Source organism: Gimesia aquarii (genome assembly GCF_007748175.1).
In the GTDB taxonomy this organism is placed as follows: domain Bacteria; phylum Planctomycetota; class Planctomycetia; order Planctomycetales; family Planctomycetaceae; genus Gimesia; species Gimesia aquarii_A.
Genome location: NZ_CP037422.1, coordinates 5901223 through 5926756, shown reverse-complemented (window position 1 = coordinate 5926756; position 25534 = coordinate 5901223). Strand labels below are relative to the sequence as shown.

General features: G+C 42.9%; 18 protein-coding genes. 14 read left to right on the top strand and 4 right to left on the bottom strand.

Annotated elements, in window-relative coordinates; translation table 11 throughout:
- Positions 1-83: 83 nt before the first annotated feature.
- Both V202x_RS22430 and V202x_RS22425 read right to left on the bottom strand, forming a co-directional pair.
- Entirely contained in the window at positions 84-1052 is a 969-nt protein-coding gene (locus V202x_RS22430) for a DUF1559 domain-containing protein (RefSeq protein WP_145179066.1), read from the bottom strand.
- A gap of 801 nt (positions 1053-1853) precedes the next feature.
- Complete coding sequence (locus tag V202x_RS22425; RefSeq protein ID WP_145179065.1) at positions 1854-3425, bottom strand: GDSL-type esterase/lipase family protein; 1572 nt, start codon at positions 3423-3425, stop codon at positions 1854-1856.
- Between the two features lie 358 nt (positions 3426-3783).
- Here V202x_RS22425 and V202x_RS22420 point away from each other — a divergent pair, with 358 nt between their 5' ends.
- Together V202x_RS22420 and V202x_RS22415 are read left to right on the top strand one after the other, a co-directional pair.
- Complete coding sequence (locus V202x_RS22420) at positions 3784-4713, top strand: response regulator (protein ID WP_145179064.1); 930 nt, start codon at positions 3784-3786, stop codon at positions 4711-4713.
- Positions 4714-4805: 92 nt separating this feature from the next.
- The gene (locus V202x_RS22415; protein ID WP_145179063.1) at positions 4806-5537 is read left to right on the top strand and encodes an SDR family oxidoreductase; all 732 of its coding nucleotides are present in this window, start codon (positions 4806-4808) and stop codon (positions 5535-5537) included.
- Between the two features lie 28 nt (positions 5538-5565).
- Here the strand turns inward: V202x_RS22415 and V202x_RS22410 are convergent, their stop codons facing one another.
- Positions 5566-6906 carry a polysaccharide pyruvyl transferase family protein gene (locus tag V202x_RS22410; RefSeq protein WP_145179062.1) on the bottom strand — a complete coding sequence of 447 codons (1341 nt, stop codon included), beginning with the start codon at positions 6904-6906 and terminating at the stop codon, positions 5566-5568.
- Between the two features lie 181 nt (positions 6907-7087).
- Between V202x_RS22410 and folB the strand changes: the two genes are divergently transcribed.
- Together folB and folK are read left to right on the top strand one after the other, a co-directional pair.
- Positions 7088-7459: a dihydroneopterin aldolase gene (gene folB, locus V202x_RS22405; protein ID WP_145179061.1), complete on the top strand. Its 372-nt coding sequence runs from the start codon at positions 7088-7090 to the stop codon at positions 7457-7459.
- Position 7460: 1 nt separating this feature from the next.
- Positions 7461-7964, top strand: a complete 504-nt coding sequence (folK, locus tag V202x_RS22400; protein WP_145179060.1) for a 2-amino-4-hydroxy-6-hydroxymethyldihydropteridine diphosphokinase — start codon at positions 7461-7463, stop codon at positions 7962-7964.
- Here folK and V202x_RS22395 read toward each other — a convergent pair.
- Positions 7961-8242, bottom strand: coding sequence for a hypothetical protein (locus V202x_RS22395; protein WP_145179059.1), 282 nt, complete (start codon positions 8240-8242; stop codon positions 7961-7963). The genes folK and V202x_RS22395 overlap by 4 nt on opposite strands.
- Positions 8243-8652: 410 nt before the next feature.
- Between V202x_RS22395 and V202x_RS22390 the strand changes: the two genes are divergently transcribed.
- The 10 genes from V202x_RS22390 (at position 8653) to V202x_RS22345 (ending at position 25505) form a co-directional block, all read left to right on the top strand.
- Positions 8653-9180, top strand: a complete 528-nt coding sequence (locus tag V202x_RS22390; RefSeq protein ID WP_145179058.1) for a TadE/TadG family type IV pilus assembly protein — start codon at positions 8653-8655, stop codon at positions 9178-9180.
- Positions 9181-9252: 72 nt separating this feature from the next.
- A complete protein-coding gene (locus tag V202x_RS22385; RefSeq protein WP_145179057.1) occupies positions 9253-9825 on the top strand; it encodes a TadE/TadG family type IV pilus assembly protein in 573 nt (190 codons plus the stop codon).
- Positions 9826-9879: 54 nt separating this feature from the next.
- The gene (locus V202x_RS22380) at positions 9880-11676 is read left to right on the top strand and encodes a pilus assembly protein TadG-related protein (protein WP_145179056.1); all 1797 of its coding nucleotides are present in this window, start codon (positions 9880-9882) and stop codon (positions 11674-11676) included.
- Between the two features lie 520 nt (positions 11677-12196).
- Entirely contained in the window at positions 12197-17338 is a 5142-nt protein-coding gene (locus tag V202x_RS22375) for a DUF1549 domain-containing protein (RefSeq protein WP_145179055.1), read from the top strand.
- A gap of 80 nt (positions 17339-17418) precedes the next feature.
- A complete protein-coding gene (locus tag V202x_RS22370) occupies positions 17419-18888 on the top strand; it encodes a DUF1501 domain-containing protein (protein WP_145179054.1) in 1470 nt (489 codons plus the stop codon).
- Positions 18889-19259: 371 nt separating this feature from the next.
- Positions 19260-21431 carry a PQQ-binding-like beta-propeller repeat protein gene (locus V202x_RS22365; protein ID WP_145179053.1) on the top strand — a complete coding sequence of 724 codons (2172 nt, stop codon included), beginning with the start codon at positions 19260-19262 and terminating at the stop codon, positions 21429-21431.
- Positions 21432-21468: 37 nt separating this feature from the next.
- The gene (locus V202x_RS22360) at positions 21469-22323 is read left to right on the top strand and encodes an SIMPL domain-containing protein (protein WP_197993045.1); all 855 of its coding nucleotides are present in this window, start codon (positions 21469-21471) and stop codon (positions 22321-22323) included.
- Positions 22324-22385: 62 nt separating this feature from the next.
- A complete protein-coding gene (locus V202x_RS22355; protein WP_144985920.1) occupies positions 22386-23429 on the top strand; it encodes a prenyltransferase/squalene oxidase repeat-containing protein in 1044 nt (347 codons plus the stop codon).
- An 80-nt stretch (positions 23430-23509) separates the two neighbouring features.
- Complete coding sequence (locus V202x_RS22350; RefSeq protein WP_144990916.1) at positions 23510-24535, top strand: AAA family ATPase; 1026 nt, start codon at positions 23510-23512, stop codon at positions 24533-24535.
- Positions 24504-25505: a DUF58 domain-containing protein gene (locus tag V202x_RS22345; protein WP_232098642.1), complete on the top strand. Its 1002-nt coding sequence runs from the start codon at positions 24504-24506 to the stop codon at positions 25503-25505. The genes V202x_RS22350 and V202x_RS22345 overlap by 32 nt, the downstream gene beginning before the upstream one ends.
- Positions 25506-25534: the final 29 nt, after the last annotated feature.

Below are 25534 nucleotides of genomic sequence, written 5' to 3'. Positions count from 1 at the left end.
AGTGGAAACCAGTCAGCTATATTATGAGAAAAAGGCCGAGAAATTCTCTCGGCCTTAGAAGTCCTTCAGTTTTATAGAGATGCTTAGAATTCCCCGAGAACGTTCCCATCAGCAATTGTCCCCAAATTCTTAAAGGTTTCGTAGTTCATGTTTTCGCTGAGAAAACGAACTCTTCCGTCGCCCAAAAGAAAATGTGCTCCTCCCTCGTGCTTACTGGAGAAATTTGCGATATGGTTTGTGGTGTTGGGGGGATGCTGCATTATCATTGTTCCTCCCTGCCCCACGTGCCCAAGGATTAATGAGGCTTGACCTTCCATCATAGAGGCCATGGCCATACCAGCCGGTCGCATGACTCCCGGAATCGCAGCATACCATGTAGAGTCTGCCTGAATCGTTGAACTAGCCCCGACAAACTGATGCTGATAAGAACGCTCTCCTACAACAATCGTATTCGACGCCCCGTCGGTGAGATCACGAACTTTGGTATTACTATTGCGATACATGATCCCCTTCTCAGCGGGGTTTCCAGGGGCCACGGTTAAACTTCCATAACCATAGACGCCGACATAGTTTGCTGAAGAAAGTTGATATGTATTTGTCCCGTCTGAAACTGAAAACACACCCTGATTCGGGTCACTGGCACAGCGAAAGATGGGGAGTGCTTCATCCGCAAGATCAATATTGGGGCTATCCGTGCAATCCAAATTCAAATCAAGTTGATTGTACAAGGGAGCTTGATCCAGAAACGGTAAAAGCATCACTCCCCATGCAAATCCGGAGCCTGTCTCTGTATCACTTCGATCTGTTGGAGTAACTCCTCGGGCGATATATCCAGGTGGATAAGTTTTGTGAGCGTTGTGATAATTATGTAGAGCCAGTCCAATCTGTTTCAGACTGTTTTTACAAGTCGAACGGCGGGCAGCTTCCCTGGCCTGTTGGACCGCGGGAAGAAGCAGCGCAATCAAAATTGCAATGATTGCAATGACAACTAAGAGTTCAATGAGTGTAAATCCGCGATTTGAGCGGGATGCTAACGGTATAGGAAATTGCATGGATGTTTCCCTTTGTGATTATTTGTCAAGATCGAAGCGTCCTCGACATGAATCAATTACTAAGGTGGGTAAAGCGGTAGCGGGTTCTCAGGGCATTAATAGAGATTGATACCCAAATAAACCACAAGCAAAAAGATAATCAGAGCATGATCAGTTGGGGAGGCGGGATCTCTGGTACGAACGATCTCTTGATAGGTAGATCGTTGAGAAAGTTTAGCGGAATGATCAGCTCATTTGCTGTGTTTAATGTCAGGGGAGGATTCAGATCCCATTGATTGACAACAGAGAGTCCTTGCTTTGTGGAATGACTACAGCCACAAATGGAAGAGGCATTTTTGTTTTTGGTTTTAGTATTTGAATTAGAAAGACACTTGTTCTGATTTGAGCAACAGCTTTGGGATGTCGTTTGTTTTTTTGATGAACAACAGGCTTTCGGTTTGGTTATTTTTTCTGTTTTCGTACTATTGATGCAGCAACATTGCGATGTTGTTTTTAACTGGCTTTCACAATGGCAATTCTTTCCCAGAGTCAGTCCAGGTAGAACTCTTGTATTAGTAATCAGAAAGAGAATACAAAGAACGACAATACTGACGGTGCGCAGTAGCGTTCCACAGAAGTTTGCTCTTTGAAATCTACATATTCTAAATACTCGGTGGGAAATCACTTGATGCACTCATCAGCACACAGGCTTTGTTTAGGTCCTGCTGTTATGTCTCAACATCCCTGTGTTGATTATTGTCTCTAAGCAGAGTGGTGATGAAAAGAGAGTAATAACGTTTTTTGCCTAAGTGAGACAATTTTTTAAGGCGCCAGATATCGTGCCAGAATATTGCCTAGAATTTGTTCCCCTTTGTCATTTGCGTGGACGGGATCACGCTGAAACCAGTCCACGTTTTTATCAGAGTTTCGGATATATTGCCCCCAATGTGCGCGGAGATCCAGAAAACCGCAGTTTTGATTTTGTGCAAGCTGTTGAAGTTGATATCGATACGGAGTCTTCTCTTGATCAATACTTAATTGCCATTGTTGATCATTATGAGGGTCAACTCTCCCAAAGGCACCTGTCGTTAACAAGATCTCTGCGTTTGATTGCTCTCTGATTTGTCGAACAACACTTTGGATCGCATCAATATCATTTCGGTGGCTAATTCCTCCAATAATAACAAGGTCTGGATTTTGCTCGGTCACATAAAGTTGAACGCGTTGATTTTCTTGATACCACCAGCATCCAGTAGATCCACGAACTGATGTGATTTTGGTAATCTTGCATGCAGGATATTTTTCTTCAATTAGAAGATGCCACTGGGAGCGTGAAGTATCGTTTACGATACTATCTCCCAACATCACAACACGAAGATTTCCGCCCCTCGTAATTTTATGACGGGTTTGTTTGAGGTGTTTCAGGCGTCTGGGATTTGGCATATAATTGATCGGTGGAATCGTTTGATTGATTTTCTTGATCTGCTTTAAGGTGCGTGTTGTTTTCTCATTGATGCTTCCCCCTTCATACACCGTATTTTTAACAATAAACGAAACAACGCGATTTGGATAAGGATGTTGAAAGTGATGTCCTTTCGATTTTTTAGTTCCTGTTTTGACTGACAGAACTTTAAAATTATGTTTTCTATCACTTTCTGGAATTCGTCTAAACATTAGATAAGTGTTTTCATCGGGAGGCACAACTTGATCATTCTCTGAAACAATATGAAGAACTGGGATGCGTGCCTTAGCGATAGTTTGGATTTGATCTATCGGGTTGTTTTTATATAACAAGGCTTCTGCTTCAGTCAGACCGTAGGCTTTAAGACAAGCTTTCCAACTCGCTTTTGAGCCTTCACTTTTTCCTTTTCCACCGGGCCAACTTTTGAAATCACAAACAGGTGTGTCAGCATAGATACAGCTTACCTTTTCTGGATTCACCACGGCCCAATTATAAATAAACAAACCTCCACGACTTACACCTTCCAATGCGACCTTCTGTTGAAACCCATGTTGCTTCGTTAAATATTGGTAAAATTTGTTCCCATACTCGATTGCCTGTGGTGACCCAAACAGATTGGCAACATCGATATAGGCAATGTGAAAACCTTGTCTCAGCAATTCCACATCCATTTCGTAATGAAAATCCGGAAAACGAGCACGCCAGATCCAGGGCTTTCGAAAAGCAGTTTGAGTTGGGACTACGACATAACATTTACGGTTGTCTAGCTGAAAATGAAACCGTTTGAAACCATGCCAAACATCTTGTCGACCTTCCCATTCGGATTTCCCTGTCGCTATTGAGGAGGCATATACTTCATATTCTGGGGAGGTCAAAATCAGAAGCAAAGCAGTATTGAAAAAAAATGGAAAAAATCGATGTCGTGATTTCATTTCTTGTCTTTTCAGGTTGAGTTTGGCTATCTGTTGAGCAATTGAGGTATATATTGATTTCTTAAACAGTTAGCGTTTTCGCTTAATCGATTCAGTTAACAAAAATTTCATCATTTGCTCGAAGGATTGTATTGGTTTTACTGGATATAGGTTTTCAGGTATTCGCAAAGCCTTTACCTGATAATTAAAGGTTTATGTCTCAAACAATTTTTTGACATATAGTTTAGGCAAACAAATATCATATTGAAACTGTTGCGAGAATCCTGTGTTTGGATTCATGTGTGGAAGAATGATTTGATTCTACATAAATCGCATTCGTTAAACAGAAGTATTTATTTAAATAAGACGAGTTTCTGCTATGTCTTTAATTCCAGCTACTCATACGACCGAAACATTAACCAAACGGTTTTCCGATCCGGTGATTAACTCCGTAGTTGATGTTTTTAAATATTTTGTGGGCACGACTGCCGAATTAGCCAAAATAGTCCCTGTGCATGAAGCGCCACGCTTTGAAAAAAGCTCAGCCATTGAAGTTAATGGCCCTGGGAAAGGGATTGTGGTTATCAATGTTCCTACTGAATTAGTTTCAAAAGCAGTCTCCCTACTCATAGACGAATCTTTGGCTGATGATGAACACGTTTTAACCGACTTTGTCTGTGAATTGTCGAATATGATCGCAGGTCAGGCCAAAAAGGCAGTCGACCACATGGGTTTTCTATTAGGTCACCCAACAGTCATTGAAACAGAGTCCATAAACACCTTATATCCACCGGAAGCTGGTTCACAATGTGGTATTTTTAATACTGGTATTGGTCCCATTATTGTTCATTTTGGCTTTGTGGGACAGCTGGGTGAAATTGTCGATTATGATGAAGAGCAGGTCGATAAAAAGCGTATCCTGATTATTGATTCTGATGAGATGGATCGTGCACTTTTTGAGGGTCTGCTACACGAACGTTACACTGTCGAAAGTGCCGCTTCAGTTGAAGAAGCTTTTATGGACGCGGCTCTGAATACTCCCGACCTGATTCTGCTCGATATTGATTCACCTGATGGAAATCATGCAGAATCGGTAAAATATATTAAGCAGTCACCTTTAACTAGTGATGTTGAAGTCCTTGTTATGACGGCAAATCGTTCTACGACATCCATTATTCAGTCATTCAACCATGGAGCCAGTGATTACATCCTCAAATCGGACTTCACAAAACAGATTTTAGTTGGCAAAATAGAACGCGCATTCGGGAGAACACCGGTTGTGAAAGAAGAAGTGGCTTCTGTCAACTAGAATATCCTTTCATGTATCAAAATCTTTTACATGACCCCGGTTGATTAACCGGGGTTTTTTGTTTATCGAATCTATATTTTTGGAGTTGTAAGTTGGATTTGAAAGGAAAAGTAGCTGTCATCACCGGTGCAGCAGTACGCATTGGACGTAGTATGGCTTTAACTCTCGCTGAATCTGGTGCTGATATTTGTATCCATTATGGATCTTCAAAACAGGAAGCAGAGCAAACATGCCATGAAATTCAGTGCATCGGAAGAAATGCGTTTGCGGTATCAGCAGATTTGGCTAATTCGAAGAACGCAGCCACTGAAATTATCGATGCGGTTATTAGCGAGTTTGGTAAGGTCGACATTCTCATTAATAGTGCTTCCGTTTTTGAAAATAAGACATTGCTAAATTCTTCTGAGCATGATTGGGACTCCCACCTCAATATTAATTTAAAGGCTCCCTATTTTTTGAGTCAGCAGTTCGCAAAAGCGATTCACTCGGGTCAAAGAGGGCACATTATCAATTTGGTTGACTGGAGAGCTCGAAGAGCAGGAGTCGGTCACTTACCATATCGAATTTCCAAGGCTGGGTTAGTGACGTTAACGGAATGTCTTGCACTTGAACTGGCTCCCGAAATCCAAGTGAATGCCATAGCTCCTGGTGCTATCCTCCCACCACCAGATCAGGATGCCTCTTATCTCGAAAAAAGGGCGGAACATATACCACTCAAACGCGCAGGTAGTCCCGACGATATTTGCCATGCCCTGCTCTATTTACTCGAATCTGATTTTGTAACAGGAGAAGTCTTAACGGTCACAGGTGGCGAACAACTCTAAAACGAAGAATGAGCGTGTTATTCAGTGATCAGGAAGAATGACTATTGCCGATAGCGTTTTTCACAACTTGCATCGTATTTTTCTGGCGGTCTTGAATCGATTGCATCACTGATTCCAGATGTCCGAGCGACTGCTCATAGTTGCGATAGACATTAGTGACCTTTTTGGCGATTTGCTGTTGATTCACTTCGTCAATTTCAAACGTCCAATCTTTGAGCCCGATATCGTACCACATTTGCCCCTTTATGGTGTCTGTTGGCTGTCTAATATATAAGCCGGGAGTTCCATGTGCACAGGCGATAATAGGCGAGTGACATTCCATACTCACAACAGCGGCTGCGTCGCGATAAAGTGAACTTGCTTCGTCTGGGAGCCAATAATCATCGTGGGCAATGACCATTGATTTGACATCTGGCGGAAGCGGATCAATCACCAGTGGATGAATTATTGCAGTTTGATAGGTCATTTCAGGACAAACGACTACTTTATGGCCTGTTAGACGCACCCATTCCTGGATTGCGGACCTTAACTTTGCATGATCGATTTCCTGGTATTTTTGATTGACACTCTCTACTTCTTGAATTTTTTCTTTTGACCAACGAATCGATTTATGAATTTTATGATACGGTGTGAATCTGAGTCGGGGGACAGCACAGAGATATTTTCCTTTTTCAAGCTGATTTTTCTTTTGAAAGGCGGTTGCCTTTTGATCATCCGTGATATCAATCGCAAACGTCGCATCGGGAGCAAAGTCCTGATGTGAAGATGTTACTTTGGCTGCAGTTAGATTTTTAAGGGATTGTGTTTCGCGCGTGAAGATAAAGGCAGCTTCTGACAAGAGGCTGTGTAACTCTTTGTTAAATTTAGTGATTGTGACCCCATAGATTCCATAGGGTTTTCTCGTCATTTTTTTCCAGAATGCTAATTCTCTTTGCGAAACAACGCTTGGGCCGGAACCATGGAGAAAAAAATCTGCATGCTGAAATGCTTGTCGGAGAGACTCTGAGTTCAGTTTTCCATCGCGTTGAAGGCGGCCTTTTACGATTTTGAGGTGGGGAAACCGTTTTTTTAACATTGGTTCGACCCCCCGATCGAAACTATTAGGCCACAGAATGACCTGAAACTCGGGAGCGTATAATTCGAGTAATTTCAAGATTCCGGGAGTATGACCAATATCTCCAATATTCACCGTTTGCCAGCCAGATCTCAGTAAAATAGTCGGAGTTTTAACCGGTTTCGATGTCGATTGTGAGAACGATTGCGCTTGTATGAGCATACCACTGCAAAGTCCCCCTGCCAGACCTAATGAGTGATTGATAGACTGTTTTAACCAACTACGACGCGAGAGATTCTGCTGCTGATTGTTCATGTGAGTTTTTTCTCTCAATGTTCGGCCCAGATCAATGATTTGGTAAGAAATAAATCAATTCTATTTTTAGAAAAGCGCCCTGTCCTGTGCAACCAGTTGTACTAACATTATAGTGAAGTTAACTGTTTCAACGTTTATTAGCTTGCTGCATCCTCTTTTTATATTCATCATGATTATCACAATGCCTGATCAAATCAACATTTCTGATTTATTATTACGAGCCATTATTGGCATCAATGATGAAGAAAGGGACAAAAAACAAGACGTCCTGATCAATTTAACTTTGCATGTGGACTTAAATGAAGCCGGTAAGTCAGATGATATTTGTGATGCAGTCAACTATCGGACTATTACTAAAGAAATAATCAATTTAGTCGAAAACTCACAGTTTGAACTTGTAGAAAAAATGGCTGCAGAAGTTGCCAAACTTTGCTTAAAAGATGAACGAGTACTACGGGCAACGGTCAGAATTGAAAAGCCTGGGGCTTTGCGTTTTGCTCGTTCAGTAGGTGTGACGATCGAGAGAACCCGCGAGGATCTTTTCGGAGTCTGACATGAATCAGGTCTTTCTGGCATTAGGCAGTAATATTCGCCCGGAATTCTATCTTCCCCGAGCAGTCAGATTATTAAGTAACTATGGTGTTATTCTTAAAAGATCATCCGTTTGGCAAAGTAGTCCTGTCGGAGACGAGAATCAGGCTGATTTTTTGAATGCAGCAATTCTGATGGAGACCCCATTAGAAGCATCTAAGTTACGATTGGATATTATTGCCGGGATCGAACAACAGCTGGATCGGGTCCGCGATCCTGATAATAAAAACGGACCCAGAACGATTGATATCGATCTGGTCCTATTTAATGAAGAGCAGTTGGAAATCGGGCACCGAATCATACCCGATCCGGAAATACTTGAGCGAGCATTTTTGGCCGCTCCTTTAGCGGAACTTGCTCCCCAATATGTGGTTCCTGGTGTAAACAAGACACTGGAGCAAATCGCGAACAAATTAACGTCTACTGATGAGAATCCGTTAATATGCTTTAGTGATGTGCAAATTTAAGAATCACGCAGAATCAAAGCGTCTCCAGGGAGGCAGGCCATCTTAAAGAACAGCCCTTGATCTTCGCATTGAGATTTATAGGCATCGGGCATTTTCGCTTCCGTTTCGTCATCCCATTCTAGGATATAGGTCCGCTCAGACACTTTCTTGCCGCGCACTTCCACCACCATTCCTGTCCAGCCACCGCAACAAATTTCTGGAAATTCCGGTACATATACCTCTTCTTTTACCTGAATATTTGAGCCTGCTTTGATAGTCGAAGATGCCTTTTTACCCATAATTTATTTCTGCCAAAACATATTTAATCTTTAAATTTTTGAGAAACCAATTGGCACGTTAGTCGACAGTGTATCGCTAATGCAGCATGGATTTCAATTGAAGTAGAACGATAACCCTCCCTTAGATACAAGAAATTAACAATTTTTTGGCATTCATCCATTTGATGTGGCTTTTTGGCAACATATTGACCCCAGTGAAAGCGTTTTAATTTGCATCCTGTATCAGTATTACTACATAAGATGATAAGTTTTTTTTTACAGAAAAATCCCTCCTCAAGCTCATTTCTAAGCTATTGTTTTAGTGGATAAAACCCTCCCCTCTTGAATGTACTCTCCCGGCGATCTGCTGATTTGCAGAATATAAAACGAACCAAAGTTGGATCAATACTAATATTTTCAAGAGGACTGAAATGTTGACGCGGCATCGCCGACAGGCATTGAATCAAAAAAATGATGAAAAACGCTCCGGCGCAACTTTAGTTGAGTTAGCGTTTGTGGCTCCCGTCTTCCTGGCATTCGTGTATGCCATTTTTGAATTTGGTTATGCCTACGTGGTATCAAACATGATTCAGGAAGCAACACAAGAAGGTGCCAAATTAGGTCGTCTTGAGGGTGTTACTACGGCTCAGGTAGAGACCAAAGTCAAATCCATACTCGATACAGTTTTCGATTCGAATTTAGCCACAATCATGGTGAAAAATGCCAGCCAGTTTGACACCGAAGGCGTAGACGTTTCACAGCTTGATTATTCTGCCCTTCCTGACATCAACCTGGCAGATGCAGAAAAAGCCCAGTTATTTATCGTTCGTGTGGAAGTTCCGTATAAAGATGTCCGTTTATTAAGTTCATTTTTTGTTGATCCGGTGGAAGCCGCAGCGGCAGCGAGTCACGAAGAGAGTCTGATGTTGTCGGGACACACTGTCAGACGTCACGAATAAGTCACTGCAACAATTTGTTAGCAGGAAATATATTTACCGTTTCGGTAAGACACTGTTTGCAGGAGTAAACTCATGCGTGTGATACAAGACAAAAGAACAAATTCAAAAATTAATTCTCAAAGCCGCCGAGGAGTAGCGGCAATGGAATTTGCTGTGATTGCGCCAGTGTTTATGGCGTTACTTCTTGGAATGGTTGCCGTCCGTCGTGCCGTACATACCACTACGATTATGGATGCGGCATTAGCACAGGCGGGACGACTGGCTTCGATGGATGCAGGGTTGGATTTGCCTGCGGGAATGAACTTGAATGACAAGATCATTCTGGATGTCCGTAATTTTTTACGTGCGTCTGGAATTGAGAATGATGAATCCAATCTGACGATCACCATCACGCATGCAGACGATGAAAATGGGGTTCCTCTAGATCCCATGCCATCTCCTCCAAGTTCAGGTGATAACTTTGATTTGAGTGATGCAAGCAATCGCAACCGATTATTTCGAATTGGTATTGAGATACCCGATGGGGCACTAAGTTCAGATCTCACCGACATCATGAATTTGGAAGGGTCAATGGCCAAACCACTCAATGGTGACCCTGTCTGGGATTTGATTTTGAATAATGGCACGACAAAGATCGTCAACTAGAAAACATTTTTAAAAGAGTATGACTCTGTCTTCAGGGGAACATGGGGGGGAAAGATGAAACAAGTCCAAGTAACACAAAATGAAAAAATGAACTCGCCGGGCGAACAAAATCGCCGCGGTGCGTTCATGGTGATGGCAGTCCCATTTCTTATCGCGACGATGGGATTTTTGGCGTTTGGTATTGATGTCGCTGTGATCACAATGACCAAAACCAGAATGCGGAATGCCGTTGATGCAGCAGCCCTGGCCGCTGCTCAGCAAATTACAAACACGATTCAAGAATCTGCTAATGACATTGAAGAAGGACAAGATGTGGGGGGCGCGGTTCAGGATGCGAATGCGATCGCTGTTGATGCCGCAAAAGCCATGGCTGAAAAGGTAGCTCGTTTAAATGGAGTTTACATTGACCCTGAGAGAGATGTCGAATTTGGAAAGAACTATCAGGATAGCCAGGGGAATGACCATATGGAATGGGGGCCAGGTGCCAAGCCTTACAATGTGGTAAGGGTGACTGCACGACGGGATAATCCTGCAGAAGGTCAAGATGATTCCAAATTGCAATTGTTTTTTGCTGGTTTCATGAATGATAAAACAGCGGCAATCACCACTTCCGCAATAGCATTCATTGAAGCCCGTGACATCGTTCTTGTACTCGACTATTCGGGATCAATGAGTTACGACAGTCAATATGATGCGATGTCATCGTCAAGTCTAGGAAAAGCGGCTGTGGAAGCAAACCTGGACGATATCTGGGACACTTTAGTCGCATCTGGTGTTACTTATTCTGATACAGGAAAACTGAAATTTCCTGCGACTGGCTATGGAAAGATTAACTCAGCTGTGGGGACTTATCATAGTTCTGACAGTGATGAAACGGTGTTCTATGCGCTCGATCTAGATGAAGTCGATTCATCTGGAAATCTCAAGTATCCATTTCCTCAAGAAGGGAAAGATTCTAATGGGAACTTAAAAGGGCAACCCACTGGATCTTCAAATAAATCGGCGTGGAAAAGCTACATCAACTGGGTACGAAAAGATAGTGCTGTTAAAAACTATGGCTATAGAAAAGACTATGGCTATCGTACTCTCGTAGGTTATCTGATTGAACGACGTAAGAAGAACAATCAGTCTGAGGATTTATGGCGAGCTCCTATTTATCCATTCCATGCGATGAAAGAAGGGGTAACCTTATTCACAGAGTTCCTCGGCGGGTTGCAGTTCGGAGATTATATTGGACTGGTAACCTATGATGATTCTTCGAGAGTCGAATCAGTACTCAACGATGACGGAGTCGCTGAGACTGTGGATTTAGGAGATGATCTTATTACGAATCGTTATGCCGACATTAATACGATTCAGAGACATAAACAGGCTTCTCACTATGCCCCCTTTACCGGTATGGGGTACGGGATTCGTGATGCGAGAGAGCTGTTGTACTCGCATGGTCGTGTTGGTGCCAGACCTACAATTCTAGTGATGACCGATGGAAATGCGAATCGTTCTCCATCAGGCTGGTCACTTCCTGGTAGCTGGAACTGGGATGAAGTCACTGACTTTGACGGGGATGGAAACTCAGACTATTCAACAACGAGCCGTGATAAACAGTATGCTTTCTGGCAAGCAGTGGAAGCAGCCAACATGGGATACACCGTGCATACGATGACGGTTGGAAAAGGAGCAGATCGAAATTTGATGAAGGCAATCGCCGAAGCGTGCAATGGTATCTGGATTGATGCTCCCGGTGGTTCCACGATTGAAGACATGCAGGCTCAGTTGTTGGTTGCTTTTGGTAAGATTGCAGCCAATGTGCCACCAGCCAAATTGTTGGCTGACCCAGATAATGATTTTTAATCAGAGATCGAATGTTTCATGATTCGTGCCTGCTTGGGTTGATTTCTACCTGAGTGATTGAGGTGGCTGGAAACAGCCACCTCTTTTTCATGTGCCCTTACATTTTAGTGATATTATAAAATGGATATCGCTCTCATTGTCAATGACCTAGTTGTTGAGAGACAAAATGATGTCTCAGGCAGATAGTCATCTGTTTTCGGTTAAAATAGCGTGTTTCTGATTGCGATTTTCCAGTAGAATTCAAAAAGAAAAATTCTTTTTTTTTTTGAAAAACGAGAAATTGTCATCGACGAAGATTTACGATACATTCATAATAGTTAATATATTCTTGCATCCGAGAATTAAGTTCCTGGCTGGAAACGGTCAGTTTACAACTTATCCTTCCGTCACTCTCACCCTGATTGATCATTAAATCTCGTAAGAGTCCTCTCAAGATCAATAAGGGGCAGTGAAAAGAGAATATCTCTTTTCATCACCAGAGTTATTTTAACTTAGGTCTGCCATAAGGGGGTTGGGGCTCATGTCGATCGACAAGTTCCTTTCTTTTGCTATCACTACACTTATTTTGTGTACACACACAGTGTCGAATGCTTTCGCTGCGAATCCATCTGGTGTCGATGGTAAAATCAGCTTTTATCAACACATTCGCCCGATACTTCAGGCAAATTGCGCAGGATGTCACCATCCTCGAAATCCTGAAGGGGAATATGTGATCACAGAATTTTCTCGTTTACTTCAGGGAGGAGAAAGTGAAAGCACCGCCATTATTCCAGGTAAGCCGGACGAGAGCTATCTGGTAAAGCTGATCACACCTCATGGTAATGAAGCCGAAATGCCAAAAGGGAAATCGCCTCTCCTACAAGATCAGATCATTCTGATTCGTTCCTGGATTCAACAGGGAGCCATTGATGATTCACCAAAGAAGGTCGAGTACCAATTTAATAAAAAGAATCCGCCCAAGTATTCTTCGCCCCCAGTAATAACTTCACTGGATTATTCTCCAGACGGGAAATTACTAGCCGTTGCTGGTTTTCACGAAGTTGTTCTACATGCCGCTGAAGGCAATAAATTAGTCGGGCGACTGATTGGAAAATCCCAGCGGATTGAATCGGTCCAGTTTTCACCTGATGGAAAATATTTAGCCGTGACGGGAGGAACTCCTGCTGAGCGGGGCGAAATTCAAATCTGGGATGTGGCAAAACAAACATTGAAAAAGTCGGTCCCATTGACCTATGACACCATTTACGGTGCGAGTTGGTCACCAGATGGAAAATTACTGGCATTTGGTTGTGCTGATAATACAGTGCGTGTGATCGAAGTCGAGACAGCTAAAGAAGTACTTTATCAGAATGCTCATTATGATTGGGTCCTGGATACTGTTTTTTCAACAGATGGGAGTCATGTCATTTCTGTCAGTCGTGATAGAACAACGAAACTCGCAGAACTAAAAACACAACGATTTATCGATAATATTACTTCGATTACACCCAAAGCTTTAACTGGGGGACTCGCAGCGATTGCCCGTCATCCCACTCAAGATACGATTCTGGTTGGTGGGGCAGATGGAGTCCCCAAACTTTACCATGTATTCCGCCAATCAGTACGTGTGATCGGTGACGATGCGAATCAGGTACGACGCTTCCCTGCCCTCAAAGGAAGAATCTTCGGAGTCGATATTCATCCGAATGGGAAACAACTGGTCGCAGTCAGCAGCCTGAATCACACAGGGGAACTGAAAGTTTTCTCTTTCGAGATTGAAAAAAAGTTCTCGCCTGAATTAGTCAAGATTCTATCAAAACGAGTCGTGACACGAACTCCGGCTGAGAAAAAACAGGTCGAAGAGAACCGGACGAAATCAGTCAAATTGGTAAGTGAAGTCAAAGTTCCAGAGTCAGGTTTATATACTGTTGCTTATCACCCGCAGGGCGAAATGATTGCTACTGCAGGACAAGATGGTCAGGTCCGGCTGTTCGAAGCGAAAACAGGGAAATTAAAAAAATCATTTGTACCTGTTCCTTTAGAAGCGAACCAAACACAAATCGCAGAAAAGAAAAGTAAAACGCAGAAGTCTGGGTTAGTCGTAGTCGATTTGAATCAGAAAAAAATGCCACTCGAAACACTCTCAGACTCCGACCCGGTAGTGAAACTGGAAGTACAACCGACGACTGCCAAGATCGCGCAAAAATACGACACGATTCAGTTCATTGTTACAGGACATTTAAAATCCGGAGCGAAAACAGATCTGACACGTTTAGTAAAAGTGAATACAACCCAGCCAGGGAAAATATACGTTTCTCCAACTGGCTTGGTACGCGGACTTCAGCCAGGCACTGTCGATGTCAATTTCAGTCAAAAGGGAATTCAAACGAAAGCGAAAATTACCATAGCCGAATTTCCTGAAGATTATCGTCCCGATTATTGGCGGGATGTTGCTCCTGCATTTACAAAAATGGGATGTAATTCAGGGTTATGTCACGGCGCAAATAAAGGAAAAGATGGATTTAAGCTTTCCTTAAGAGGAACTGATGATCTGTTCGATCTCAGAGCTTTCACTGATGATCTTAAATCACGCCGTGTCAATCTGGCGTCACCTGAGAAGAGCCTCATTTTGTTGAAAGCAATTGCAGAAGTTCCACATAAAGGCGGCCAAGTAGCAATCGCCGGTGATGCACATTATGAGATCGTTGCATCTTGGATCAAGAATGGGACTCCTTTAAAACAAGATTCTGCCCGAGTAGTAAGTATTAAGATTACTCCCGAAAATCCTGTCATTCCACGTGCAGGCCTGTTGCAGCAGTTCCGTGTGCTGGCAACTTATGACAACGGTGAAATTCGTGATGTAACTTCCGATTCGTTCATCGATAGCAGCAATATTGAAATTGCGAAAATGCATCATGGTGGGATCGCAGAAGTACTCCGACGAGGTGAAGCACCGCTTCTGGCTCGGTACCAAGGAAAGTATGCTGCGACAACTGTGACCGTTATGGGGGATCGCTCAGACTTTGTTTGGAAACAGGTCCCCGTTCATAATTACATTGACAAACTGGTTGATAGTAAACTCAAGAAAACCAAAACGCTTCCATCTGATTTATGTACTGATGCCGAATTTATAAGACGTCTTTTCATTGACTTAACTGGATTACCTCCAACAATCGAGGATGTCAAAACATTTTTAGCCGACAAGCGAGAATCGAAAGTTAAACGTAATGCTTTGATTGACCGGCTGATTGGAAGCCCTGAGTTTGTTGAACATTGGACCAATAAGTGGGCTGATCTCTTACAGGTGAATCGTAAATATCTGGGTGTCGAAGGCGCGAAGTTATTCCGCAATTGGATTCGTAAATCTGTTGCAGACAATGTTCCCTATGACCAGTTTGTTTATAAGGTGCTTTCCGCTTCTGGTTCGAACAAAGCGAATCCGGCTGCTTCCTACTTCAAAATTCATCGTACACCTGTCGATACAATGGAAAACACAACGCATTTATTCCTTTCAATTCGATTCAATTGCAATAAATGCCACGACCACCCCTTCGAGCGGTGGACTCAGGACCAATACTATGAAACATCTGCATTTTTCGCACAGTATGGTCTGAAGAAAGCCCCTGAAAGTAAAGGACGTACAATTGGTCGTACAGCCGTCGAAAGCGGAAAACCTTTGTTCGAAGTCGTCTATGATAAAAAAGATGGTGAGATGATTCATGAACGCACCGGTGCTAAAACGTCACCTAAGTTTCCCTACCCCGCAGAATTCGGAGCAGATAAAAAGGAACTTTCACGGCGTGAACAATTGGCCCGTTGGATCACTTCACGTGATAACCAATATTTTGCCAAAGCGTATGCGAATCGCATCTGGGGTTATCTCACCGGGACTGGTTTGATTGAGCCGATTGACGACATTCGTGCTGGAAATCCGCCATCCAATCCGGAACTATTGGACCAATTAACGGCAGACTTTTTAAAGCATAATTTTGATATTCGTCACCTAATGCGTGTGATATGTCAGTCACGAACCTATCAACTTTCGATTAAGACGAATAAGTGGAATGAAGATGATTCAATTAACTATTCACACGCAAAAGCACGGCGTTTACCAGCAGAAGTATTGTATGATTCACTTTGCCGTGTGACTGGATCCGTATCAAATATCCCAGGAGTTCCAGCTGGAACGCGCGCTGCAGAGCTTCCCGATGTTGGTTTTAAATTGAAAAGCGATTTCCTGGCAAAGTTCGGACGTGCCCAACGCGAGAGTCCTTGCGAATGCGAACGGTCTTCCAGTGTAGAATTGGGACCAGTAATGGCATTAATTAGTGGTCCGACTGTCGGAAATGCCATCAGCGATCCCAATAATGCCCTGAGTAAACTCGTTCAAGAGGAAAAGGACGATCTGTCGCTAATCGACTCGATCTTCCTCAGAGTTTTGAGTCGTCCAGCAACAGACGAGGAAAAACAGGCAGGAGTCAAATTAATTCAACAACAGATTCATAGTGAGCATGAGGCATTAACAAAACGTCTCGTTGCCTACGAAAAAAGCTTAGCTCCTGATGTAATCAAGCAGGAAAATCTACGTGTCAAAAACGTACAAGATGCACAACATGCCGTCACTTCGTTCCAGAAAGCAATTGCTCCCCGGGAAGCCTGGTTGAACGAAGAGCAAAAAGCGCGTACTGCTAAGTTGCAAAAAGTCTTATCTGAATATCAAAAGGAATTAAAAGCGAAAATCACGAATTGGGAAAAACAAAATACGAAGGGGTCGAAGTGGATTGCACTCAAGCCTGAAAGTATGTCGGCTACTAATAAAGCGACTTTAAAGCTCCAGAAGGATCTTTCCGTATTAGCAACAGGAAAGAACGGCAAAGGTGATTATCAAATTGTCGCACGTTCGAATTTAAAAGGGATCTCTGCTGTTCGTCTCGAAGTTCTGACGCATGATTCATTGCCCAATAAAGGACCAGGACGTGCAGCAGATGGAAATATAGTATTGAATGAATTCGAGGTCTATTCAGCACCAATATCAAAACCAGCTCAAAAAACAAAATTAACTCTAGCGAATGCACAGGCCGATTTTAGCCAGAATGTTTATAATGTTTCGACTGCCATTGATGGAAAGGTAAAGCCTTCGAGTGATGGTTGGGCTCTGGCTCCTCAAACAGGGAAATCGCATATGGCTAGTTTTGATATTCAATCAAAAGTGACAGTCGATGATCAGGGAACGATTTTAACATTTGTCTTAAAACAACACTTTAGCAGTAACACACATTCCATTGGCCGGTTTCGACTTTCTGTCACTAACAGTGGTGGTCCCACAACGTTAGATAAACATCCCCAGGATATTCAGAAAATCCTTGCAAAGAAGCATGATAAACGAAATGCAGCCGAGAATAAGAAACTGCTTGATTATTACAGTAAGTCGGATCGTAAGCTACAAGCACAGTTGAAAGCTGTCGCCGACAGTAAAAAACCACGTTCCACTGATCCAAAGCTGGTAGAATTACGAAATCATCTAATGAAGATGCAGAATATTCGCCCTGTAGATCGAAAATTAACCCGTTTACGCAACGATGTTCGGCTTAGTGGGGAACAGGTTAAGCAGAAGCGACTCATTGCAGCCCAGGACTTAACCTGGGCATTGATCAACAGTCCTGCGTTTCTGTTTAATCACTAAGACTCTATTATCAAGCGATAGTACAATCTAACGGATAGAATACTTAAACCGACCTCTAACAAAAGTGAGGAGATACTGAAATGCTAATCATTCCAGGTCAACCCGGCAAGGAAGCGTGTGAGTCCAGAAACCAGATATCTCGACGTGATTTATTAAGAGTCGGTGGTTCCGGCATGATGGGCATGGGGCTCGGTTCCATGCTACAACTTCAGGAAGCGGCTGCCAACAATAATGAAGGTGGCGGTCCTGGCTGGGCAAAAGCAAAAAGTGTGATCTTGATCTTTTTACAAGGCGGTCCAAGCCATCTCGATCTATGGGATCCAAAAGAAAATGTTCCTGATAACGTGCGAAGTGTATTCAAGCCAATTCCGACGAAAATTCCAGGAGTCCAGTTTACTGAATTGCTTCCGAATCTTGCACAGCAAAATGACAAATTCACTATGATTCGATCGATGAGCTACACGCCGAAAGGGCTCTTCAATCATACAGCTGCCATTTATCAAATGTTAACCGGTTACACGACTGATAAGGTCAGCCCCTCGGGGCAATTAGAGCCTCCCAGTCCCAAAGACTTTCCAAACTTTGGTTCCAACATCATTCGGTTGCAGCCTCCACAAGTCTCTATGTTGCCTTTCGTAATGCTGCCCCGCCCTCTACAGGAAAGTAATGTTGTTGGTAAAGCAGGAACCGCTGGTTTCTTGGGACGTGCGTATGACCCCTATTATTTGTATCCGCCAGGAGATGATATGGATATGAATAAAATGGATAAGATCAGTGTAGACGACCTTAAGCTACGTCCGGATGTTTATACTTCTCGATTACAACGGCGTGCCAGTTTACGAGAATCGATTAACAAAGGGATGCCACAGCTCAATAAAGCTGTGGAAGACTATAAGCTTGATAAATATTATTCTCGTGCACTTGATCTGGTAATTTCCGGGCGTGCTCGCGATGCATTTGCCCTGGAACAAGAGTCAGACGCGGTTCGAGACAAATATGGGCGAAATACTTTTGGACAAAGTCTCCTGCTGGCGCGCCGTCTTGCTGAAGCGGGTACGCGTGTTGTCGAGGTCGTTTGGCCTAAAGTTGCAAACTCTAACAATCATTCCTGGGATGTGCATACCGGGCTTTCCAAGCGTCTAAAAGACCAGTCAGCTCCCATGTTTGACCAGGGACTCGCCAGTTTAATTTCCGATTTATATGATCGTGGTACTCTCGATGAAACTTTGGTTGTCGCCGTTGGTGAGTTTGGAAGAAGCCCGCAACGCGGTGTGAGTACGTCGGGTAACTCAAATAGTGACGATGGAAGAGATCACTGGCCTTATTGTTACACGTCTCTCATGGCTGGTGCAGGTTTGAAACGGGGTTATGTGCATGGCGAATCTGACAAAACAGGCTCCAGTCCTCGAAAAGATCCAATCCACCCGCGCGAATTGTTGGCTACGATCTACCACTCGTTTGGCATCAACCCTGAAACAATTGTGTATAATCACTTGAACCAACCTCGTGAGTTAGTAAAAGCTCAGGCTGTTACCAAATTGATGGGGTGAGAGTTCATATTCATTACGAAACGAATCAAGCCCACCTTTTGAATAACTGGTGGGCTTGTTTTGTAGTTGGTGGTTCTTTGTTATTTCAAAATGGTCGAATTTTCTATTTTGATAAAAGTTATTAAAAATTGGAAAAGCATCAAAATAGTGCTTGAAATTTTGATTATCAAATGGTGTACAATACGTTTGTTAAAACTAACAGGAGAATTTATTGTACGAGATGGAATATTGTTCTAAATAAACAGAAAATTTACAGAAACCGGGAACTCATCTCCCCCACAAACGTCCTGGTTATTGTTCTTATAAATCGCGCCACGATTACCTTGATTTCTAAACTAATAAACAGGCCATTCTCGATCTAAGGATGGGTAATGTTACGTATGAGTGCGCACTTTAATTTCTTTCAGCTAAAATCGGTCTGCTCCCATCTTTTTACCTGCGTGGCACTTTGTGCTTCATTATCGATGGAGAAACCACTTTGCGCCCAAATTATTTTTGCACAACCAGTAGCAGCAGCAGAAGCCATCACTGTAGGCGATGTTGGCACTTCTCCCCATAAGATGCCGGGCTTTAGTATCTCAGTGGATGAAAAGAAACTGAATCTGCTTGATGATTACGAGCGATATATACGGCATCAGATGTGGGAAAAGGCATTGTCCACATTGAAAGAATTGGCCGAAACAAAGTCAACTTCACCTCTACTACCAACCACTGATGGTTTTTTAGTCGATGCAGAACATCGTATCTGGTTGGCGATCACATCATTACCAGCAGAAGGTCGTGAAGCCTTTCGTCTATTTTTTGATGGCAAGGCCAATAAGCAGTTTGAGGAAATATCGTCGGAAAGCGGATTTTTCGATCCCAAGGTCATTAGCAAGGCTAAGAACATCTATTCACAATACTTTTTGACATCGGTCGGAGATGATGTTGCTGAGTTGTTGGGAAATGATGCATTTGAACGCGGAGAATTTGCTCTGGCGGCACACTATTGGAAGTCAATTTTGGATCACCATCCCGATAGCAATCTGCCTGAAATTGATTTGAATGTCAAATTAGCGTTAGCTTTGATTCGAAGCCATCAACTTGAACTCGCAGATGCGAACATACAATTAATCGCACAACAGTTCCCTGATAAAAAAATTATGATGGGAGGAAGATCGATAGATCCAGTCAGTTACTTGCAGTCGCTGATTACTGAAAAGCCAGTGAAATCTCGGAATTCAGTTGAGCAGCCTGACACAAGTTTTGCTTTATTAAAGCAATCTGTGAATCTACAGCAGACAAAAAGTAAACCAAAATGGAAATTGTCTTTTCTGGATAAGAGTGTTGTGCAGGCCATCATGAATTCTCAGTCGAACTATTATGGCAGAAGGAAATCATATATCACTTTTGTTCCACCCATGGCAGTCGATTCAAAACGAGCCTACTTCAATTTTTATGGCGTTTGTTTTGGCGTCGATCTTCAGTCAGGAAAACTGGTTTGGCGAAATTCAAAGTTTCAAACCCTGGGAACTCATTTCAATAATTATAGTTTTCATCAATCGACTTGTTTACAGCAATATCATATCAGTGTTAGTAGTGACTATGTTTTAGCTACAATGATTCCTCAAAAAGAAATGAATCACTATCGCGCGCGATATCGATTAATGGCCTACCATAAAGAAACCGGTAAAGAATTATGGACCTCGAACATTGGTAATGAAAGTTTTATTTCGAAACCACTTGTTGACGGAGACCATATTTATATTATTTCTCATACCCAAAATAACAAGTTACTTACTTTAAACAGTCTTTCTTTAAAAACTGGTAAAAAAGAGTGGTCGATTCCTCTAGGAACTGTTGTTGCAGGTACTTCGTCTAGCGGGATGCCTCTGATGCCAGTTCCAATTTTACAAAAAAAGGGTGACAACTTATTGGTGCTGACGAACAATGGAGCCTTATTTGAGATTGCGATTCCCAGTAAAACTGTGAATTGGGTATTCCGCTATCCATATAAGGCGAGTCAACAGAATCAAAACTATTATTATGCTGCTATCAAAGAAGAAATAGAATTGCACACTAACGGTCAGATGATTCGCGATCAGGGGCTGGTTTATTTCAAAGAAGCAGGAGCAAATGAAGTATTTGCATTAGACTTGGTTGCAAAAAAAGTAATTTGGAAGCGACCTGTCAAAGTCTCAGCTCAGATTGTGGGAATTGATCAAAACAATGTCTATCTTTTATCAAAAGAGTTAGAAGCCATTGACCGCAAAACACATCAGCTAAACTGGTCTGTTTCACTTCCGATTGCGGCGGGTGGATTAAGCGCACTCATTGCTCCAAAAGAAGTGCTAGTATTTACAAGTCGCGGAATTTTTGAAATTTCAAAGACAAATGGAGACATCAATCGTATCTATCGAGGAAGTGATTTGACGTCTCTTGGAGGTGCCATTGATTTTTGTAATGACTTAGTGATTTGTGTTTCGAATCAGTCAGTCACCGCATACCCAGTCGCCTCGAAACTATCTCCTGATAATTCTGACACTGAAAAGTCAGTTCCTTGATCTACAATTTGATATAAACTCACTAATGGAAATTAATATGAGCGGCATGTCCATCTTGAATCAACGTTTTACAGCTCTCAATCTGGTTTTGTTCTTATGCTGTGGTGCAGATGTGCTTACAGTCTCTGCAGACGAAGCAAACGGTATTACCGTTGTCGGCATGGGCAGTATTGAGGCGAAACCTTCCGTTGTGGAGCTAACTGGAATGGTCATTGGGCAAGGTCAATTAGCAGGCGATGCGGTAACAAAATATCATGGAAATCGTCGTAGAGCAGAGACTGCTTTCAAAAATTTAAATATTCCAGGGCTCGAAATTGTTGAAGAAGGAATGTCTCTCTATTCTTCTTTAAATGCAAGTCAGATGCAGGCAATGATGCGTGGAATGGCTGTGAATAATACACAGTCTCAACAACTTTCCGTTTCGGAAATGATAAAAATTCGTTTAACGGGAATTGATAAATTAAGCTCGCAAGAACTGTTGGAAACGATTGTCAAGATTATCGATTCAGGTAAGGATGCAGGGGTGATTATCGGAAACGATACAACGCCGACTATACCTGGACAGTATAATCCATCCAAAGCCAGAAATACGATGGCGACTTTCAAAGTCACGAATGTAGGAAAGTTGAAAGAAGAAGCCTATCAGAAAGCGGTTCAAGATGCCAAAACGCAAGCAGAAAAACTTGCCAAACTGACGGGGGTCAAATTAGGAAAAGTCGTTTCGATTAATGGAGATGGCGGCGTTCCGAAAAGTTCATCTGTAGTTTATTACCCTGGTTATAGTCGTAGTTCCATGACTGCAAACACCGGAAAAAATGATGAACAGCCCTCTTCGCTTTTAAAAAGCATCCCAATTTCAGTAGCAGTGCGTGTGACTTTTTCAATTGAATAATTAATTGGCAGTAATCGGATCTTCCTTTAAGCTAACAGTGAAAATAGGAATCGAGGCGTCAAATGCGACTGATTCAGCAAGCAGCAATCCATTTCCTATGTATGCTTTTTCTTTGTGTTCCTGCTTTATTAAAAGCCGAAGAACTTTTACCTCGTCATATAACACCTGCTGCTGTGAAATCGATTAAACGTGGTTTGGACTATTTAGCCAAGCAGCAAACTGCAGGAGGAAGTTTCCAAACCACTCAAGATGGCAGTACATATCCAGTTTCGATGACCTCATTGGCAGGCATTGCTTTTTTGGCTAATGGAAATACGACAAGCCGTGGCCCTTATGCGGATCAAGTACGAAAAGCGACAGAATACGTTTTAAGTCAAGCTCAGGACAGTGGTTTAATAGCCGCTGGTTCAGAAAATGGTCGTCCCATGTATGGGCATGGTTTTTCACTGTTATTTCTTTCCAGTGTGTTTGGCATGGAGACGGATGCTAAAGTTCGTGCACGAATTGCCAAAGTCGTGAAAGACGGAATCCAGTTAACATCCTCAGGTCAAAGTCATTTAGGGGGTTGGATCTATACACCCGGAGGGGGTGATGAAGGAAGTGTTACCGTGACACAAATGCAGGGGCTCCGGGCAGCCCACAATGCGGGATTCACAGTACCCAAAGGAACGATTCAAAATGCCGTCCGGTATCTGGAACTTTGTCAAACACCGGAAGGAGGGATTCGTTATTCCTATCATTCCGGAAACGATACGCGATTACCGATTTCGGCGGCCGCAATCACCTGCCTCTATTCTGCTGGCGAGTATGAATCTCCTTTAGCTGAAGAATGTATGGAATATGTCTATGGGCAATTCAAGAATCGAAAAAATGGTTTTCAGTCCGGTCATTATTTTTATTTGAACCTTTACGCCGCTCAAGCGTTTTATCAGGCAGGTGATGAATACTGGAATGCCTATTTTCCGGGTCAGCGGGACAGTCTGGTTAAGTCGCAAGTATCAAACGGAAGCTGGAATGGAGATGGAGTCGGGCCAATTTTCGGGACCAGTGTGGCCTTAATCGTTATGCAACTACCCTACAAATATTTACCGATTTATCAACGTTGATTTTCTATCGATAGGAACCGGTCCTGTAAGACTGGTAGAACGGGGAGTGAATTTTGTCAGAAATCAAAACAGCACCAGATATGGTAGCTTTGGAAAAGCTCAAAGTTGCCCAGGAACGAATTCGCGAGCAGATCCGGACCGTTGTCATAGGTCAGGACGATGTGGTTGAACAACTATTAGTCAGTATTTTAGCTGGTGGCCATTGTATTCTGGAAGGAGTACCAGGACTGGCAAAAACATTGCTGGTTTCGACATTGGCTAAAAGTCTTTCACTGGAGTTTGGGCGTATTCAGTTTACTCCTGACCTGATGCCAGCTGATATCACCGGAACGGATGTGATTTATGAAGACCGGGAAACTGGTAGCCGTGAATTCAAATTTATTGAAGGTCCGATTTTTACAAACCTTTTATTAGCAGATGAAATCAATCGGACACCTCCCAAGACTCAGGCTGCTTTGCTACAGGGAATGCAGGAAAAAAATATTTCGGCGGGGACAAAGCATTATCAACTTCCTCGTCCATTTTTTGTATTGGCAACACAAAACCCGATTGAGCAAGAAGGTACTTATCCTCTACCCGAAGCACAATTAGACCGTTTTCTGATGAAAATCATTGTTGAATATCCTACGCGTGACGAAGAACGTTTAATCTACAAAACAGTAACTGGAGACGATTTAGTAGAGCCCGAAGCAACTTTAACAGGTGAAGAAGTACTGGAACTGCAGCATTTGATCCGACGTGTGCCTATCAGTGATTTTCTAGTGGATTACACAATGGACCTGATCCGGGCAACGCGTTGTGATAGTGAAGATGCTCCCGAGTTTATTAATCGTTGGGTTCTTTGGGGCGCAGGCCCTCGTGGTGGTCAGTCTTTAATTTTAGCTGCCAAAGCGCGAGCCGCCTTGTACGGACGGCCTGAAGTTTCCGTCGAAGATTTACAGGCGGTATCAAAATCCGTTTTACGGCACAGAATCGTGTTATCTTATAACGCGGAATCAGAAGGCCAAACAGCAGATACGGTAATCGAAAAATTGATTGAGGAAACACCGTTACATCACAGCGAGGCAGGAAAGGATGGACAGTTTGAAAGAATACTTAAATCCTGAAATCGTCGGCCGAATCGCTGGAATTGGTTTTAAGACACGACAACCGGTCGAAGGTACGATCGCTGGTCTCCATCGGAGTCCTCTGCATGGTCTTTCCCCTGAATTTGCCGATTATCGAAGCTATACCCCTGGCGATGATTTGAAAAATCTGGATTGGAAAGCATATGCAAGATCTGATCGATTCTATATTAAACGCTTTGAAGAAGAATCGAATTTGCGTGCAGTCTTTATTATCGATTCTTCAAAATCGATGGCTTATGGTGCACCTGCCTTTTCAAAATACGATTGTGCCGCCACGCTTGCTGTTTCACTTTCAGCAGTCTTATTAAAACAGAGGGATGCTGTTGGGTTGGCGATTTTGAATGATCAGGTTCAGGAAGATTTACGAACGGGAGGAACCCCCTCACATCTTGCAAAATTTATTGAAGTATTACAGCGAGTCCAATTGGCAGGAGAAACTGATATTGGCCCCGCTGTCTCGCAGGTCGCCGACCAGATCCATCGGCGGGGTGTGGTGATTGTCCTCTCTGACCTTTTGACTCCTTTAGACCCATTTTACGAATCTTTAGGCAAGCTTCAATATGCAGGGCATGAAGTGATTGTCGTACACATTCTACACCGGGATGAATTAGAAATGCCTTTCAAAGACTCTGTGATTTTTCGAGATATTGAAGGCGAAGAAGAAATTTTTGCGGAACCCTGGGCGTTTCATAAGGCATATCAGGCTGCTATGGAGCAATTCATTCAGGAATCACGACAACGTTGTCAATATTGTGGAATTGATTACTTGCAGGTTTTGACAGATGAGAATCTGGGGGCTGTGCTTAGTAACTATTTACACAACCGTCAGTATGCACCGTCAAAAACACATCGTGGGAGAATGTCATCACTTGGGAGTTCAATACGTACGGAATCACAAAGCGAAAGTAATTCAGAACAATCCCCTGCCCCGGAAACGAAAACACTTTAGTATCCTGAAAGAAAGATTGAAATCAATTC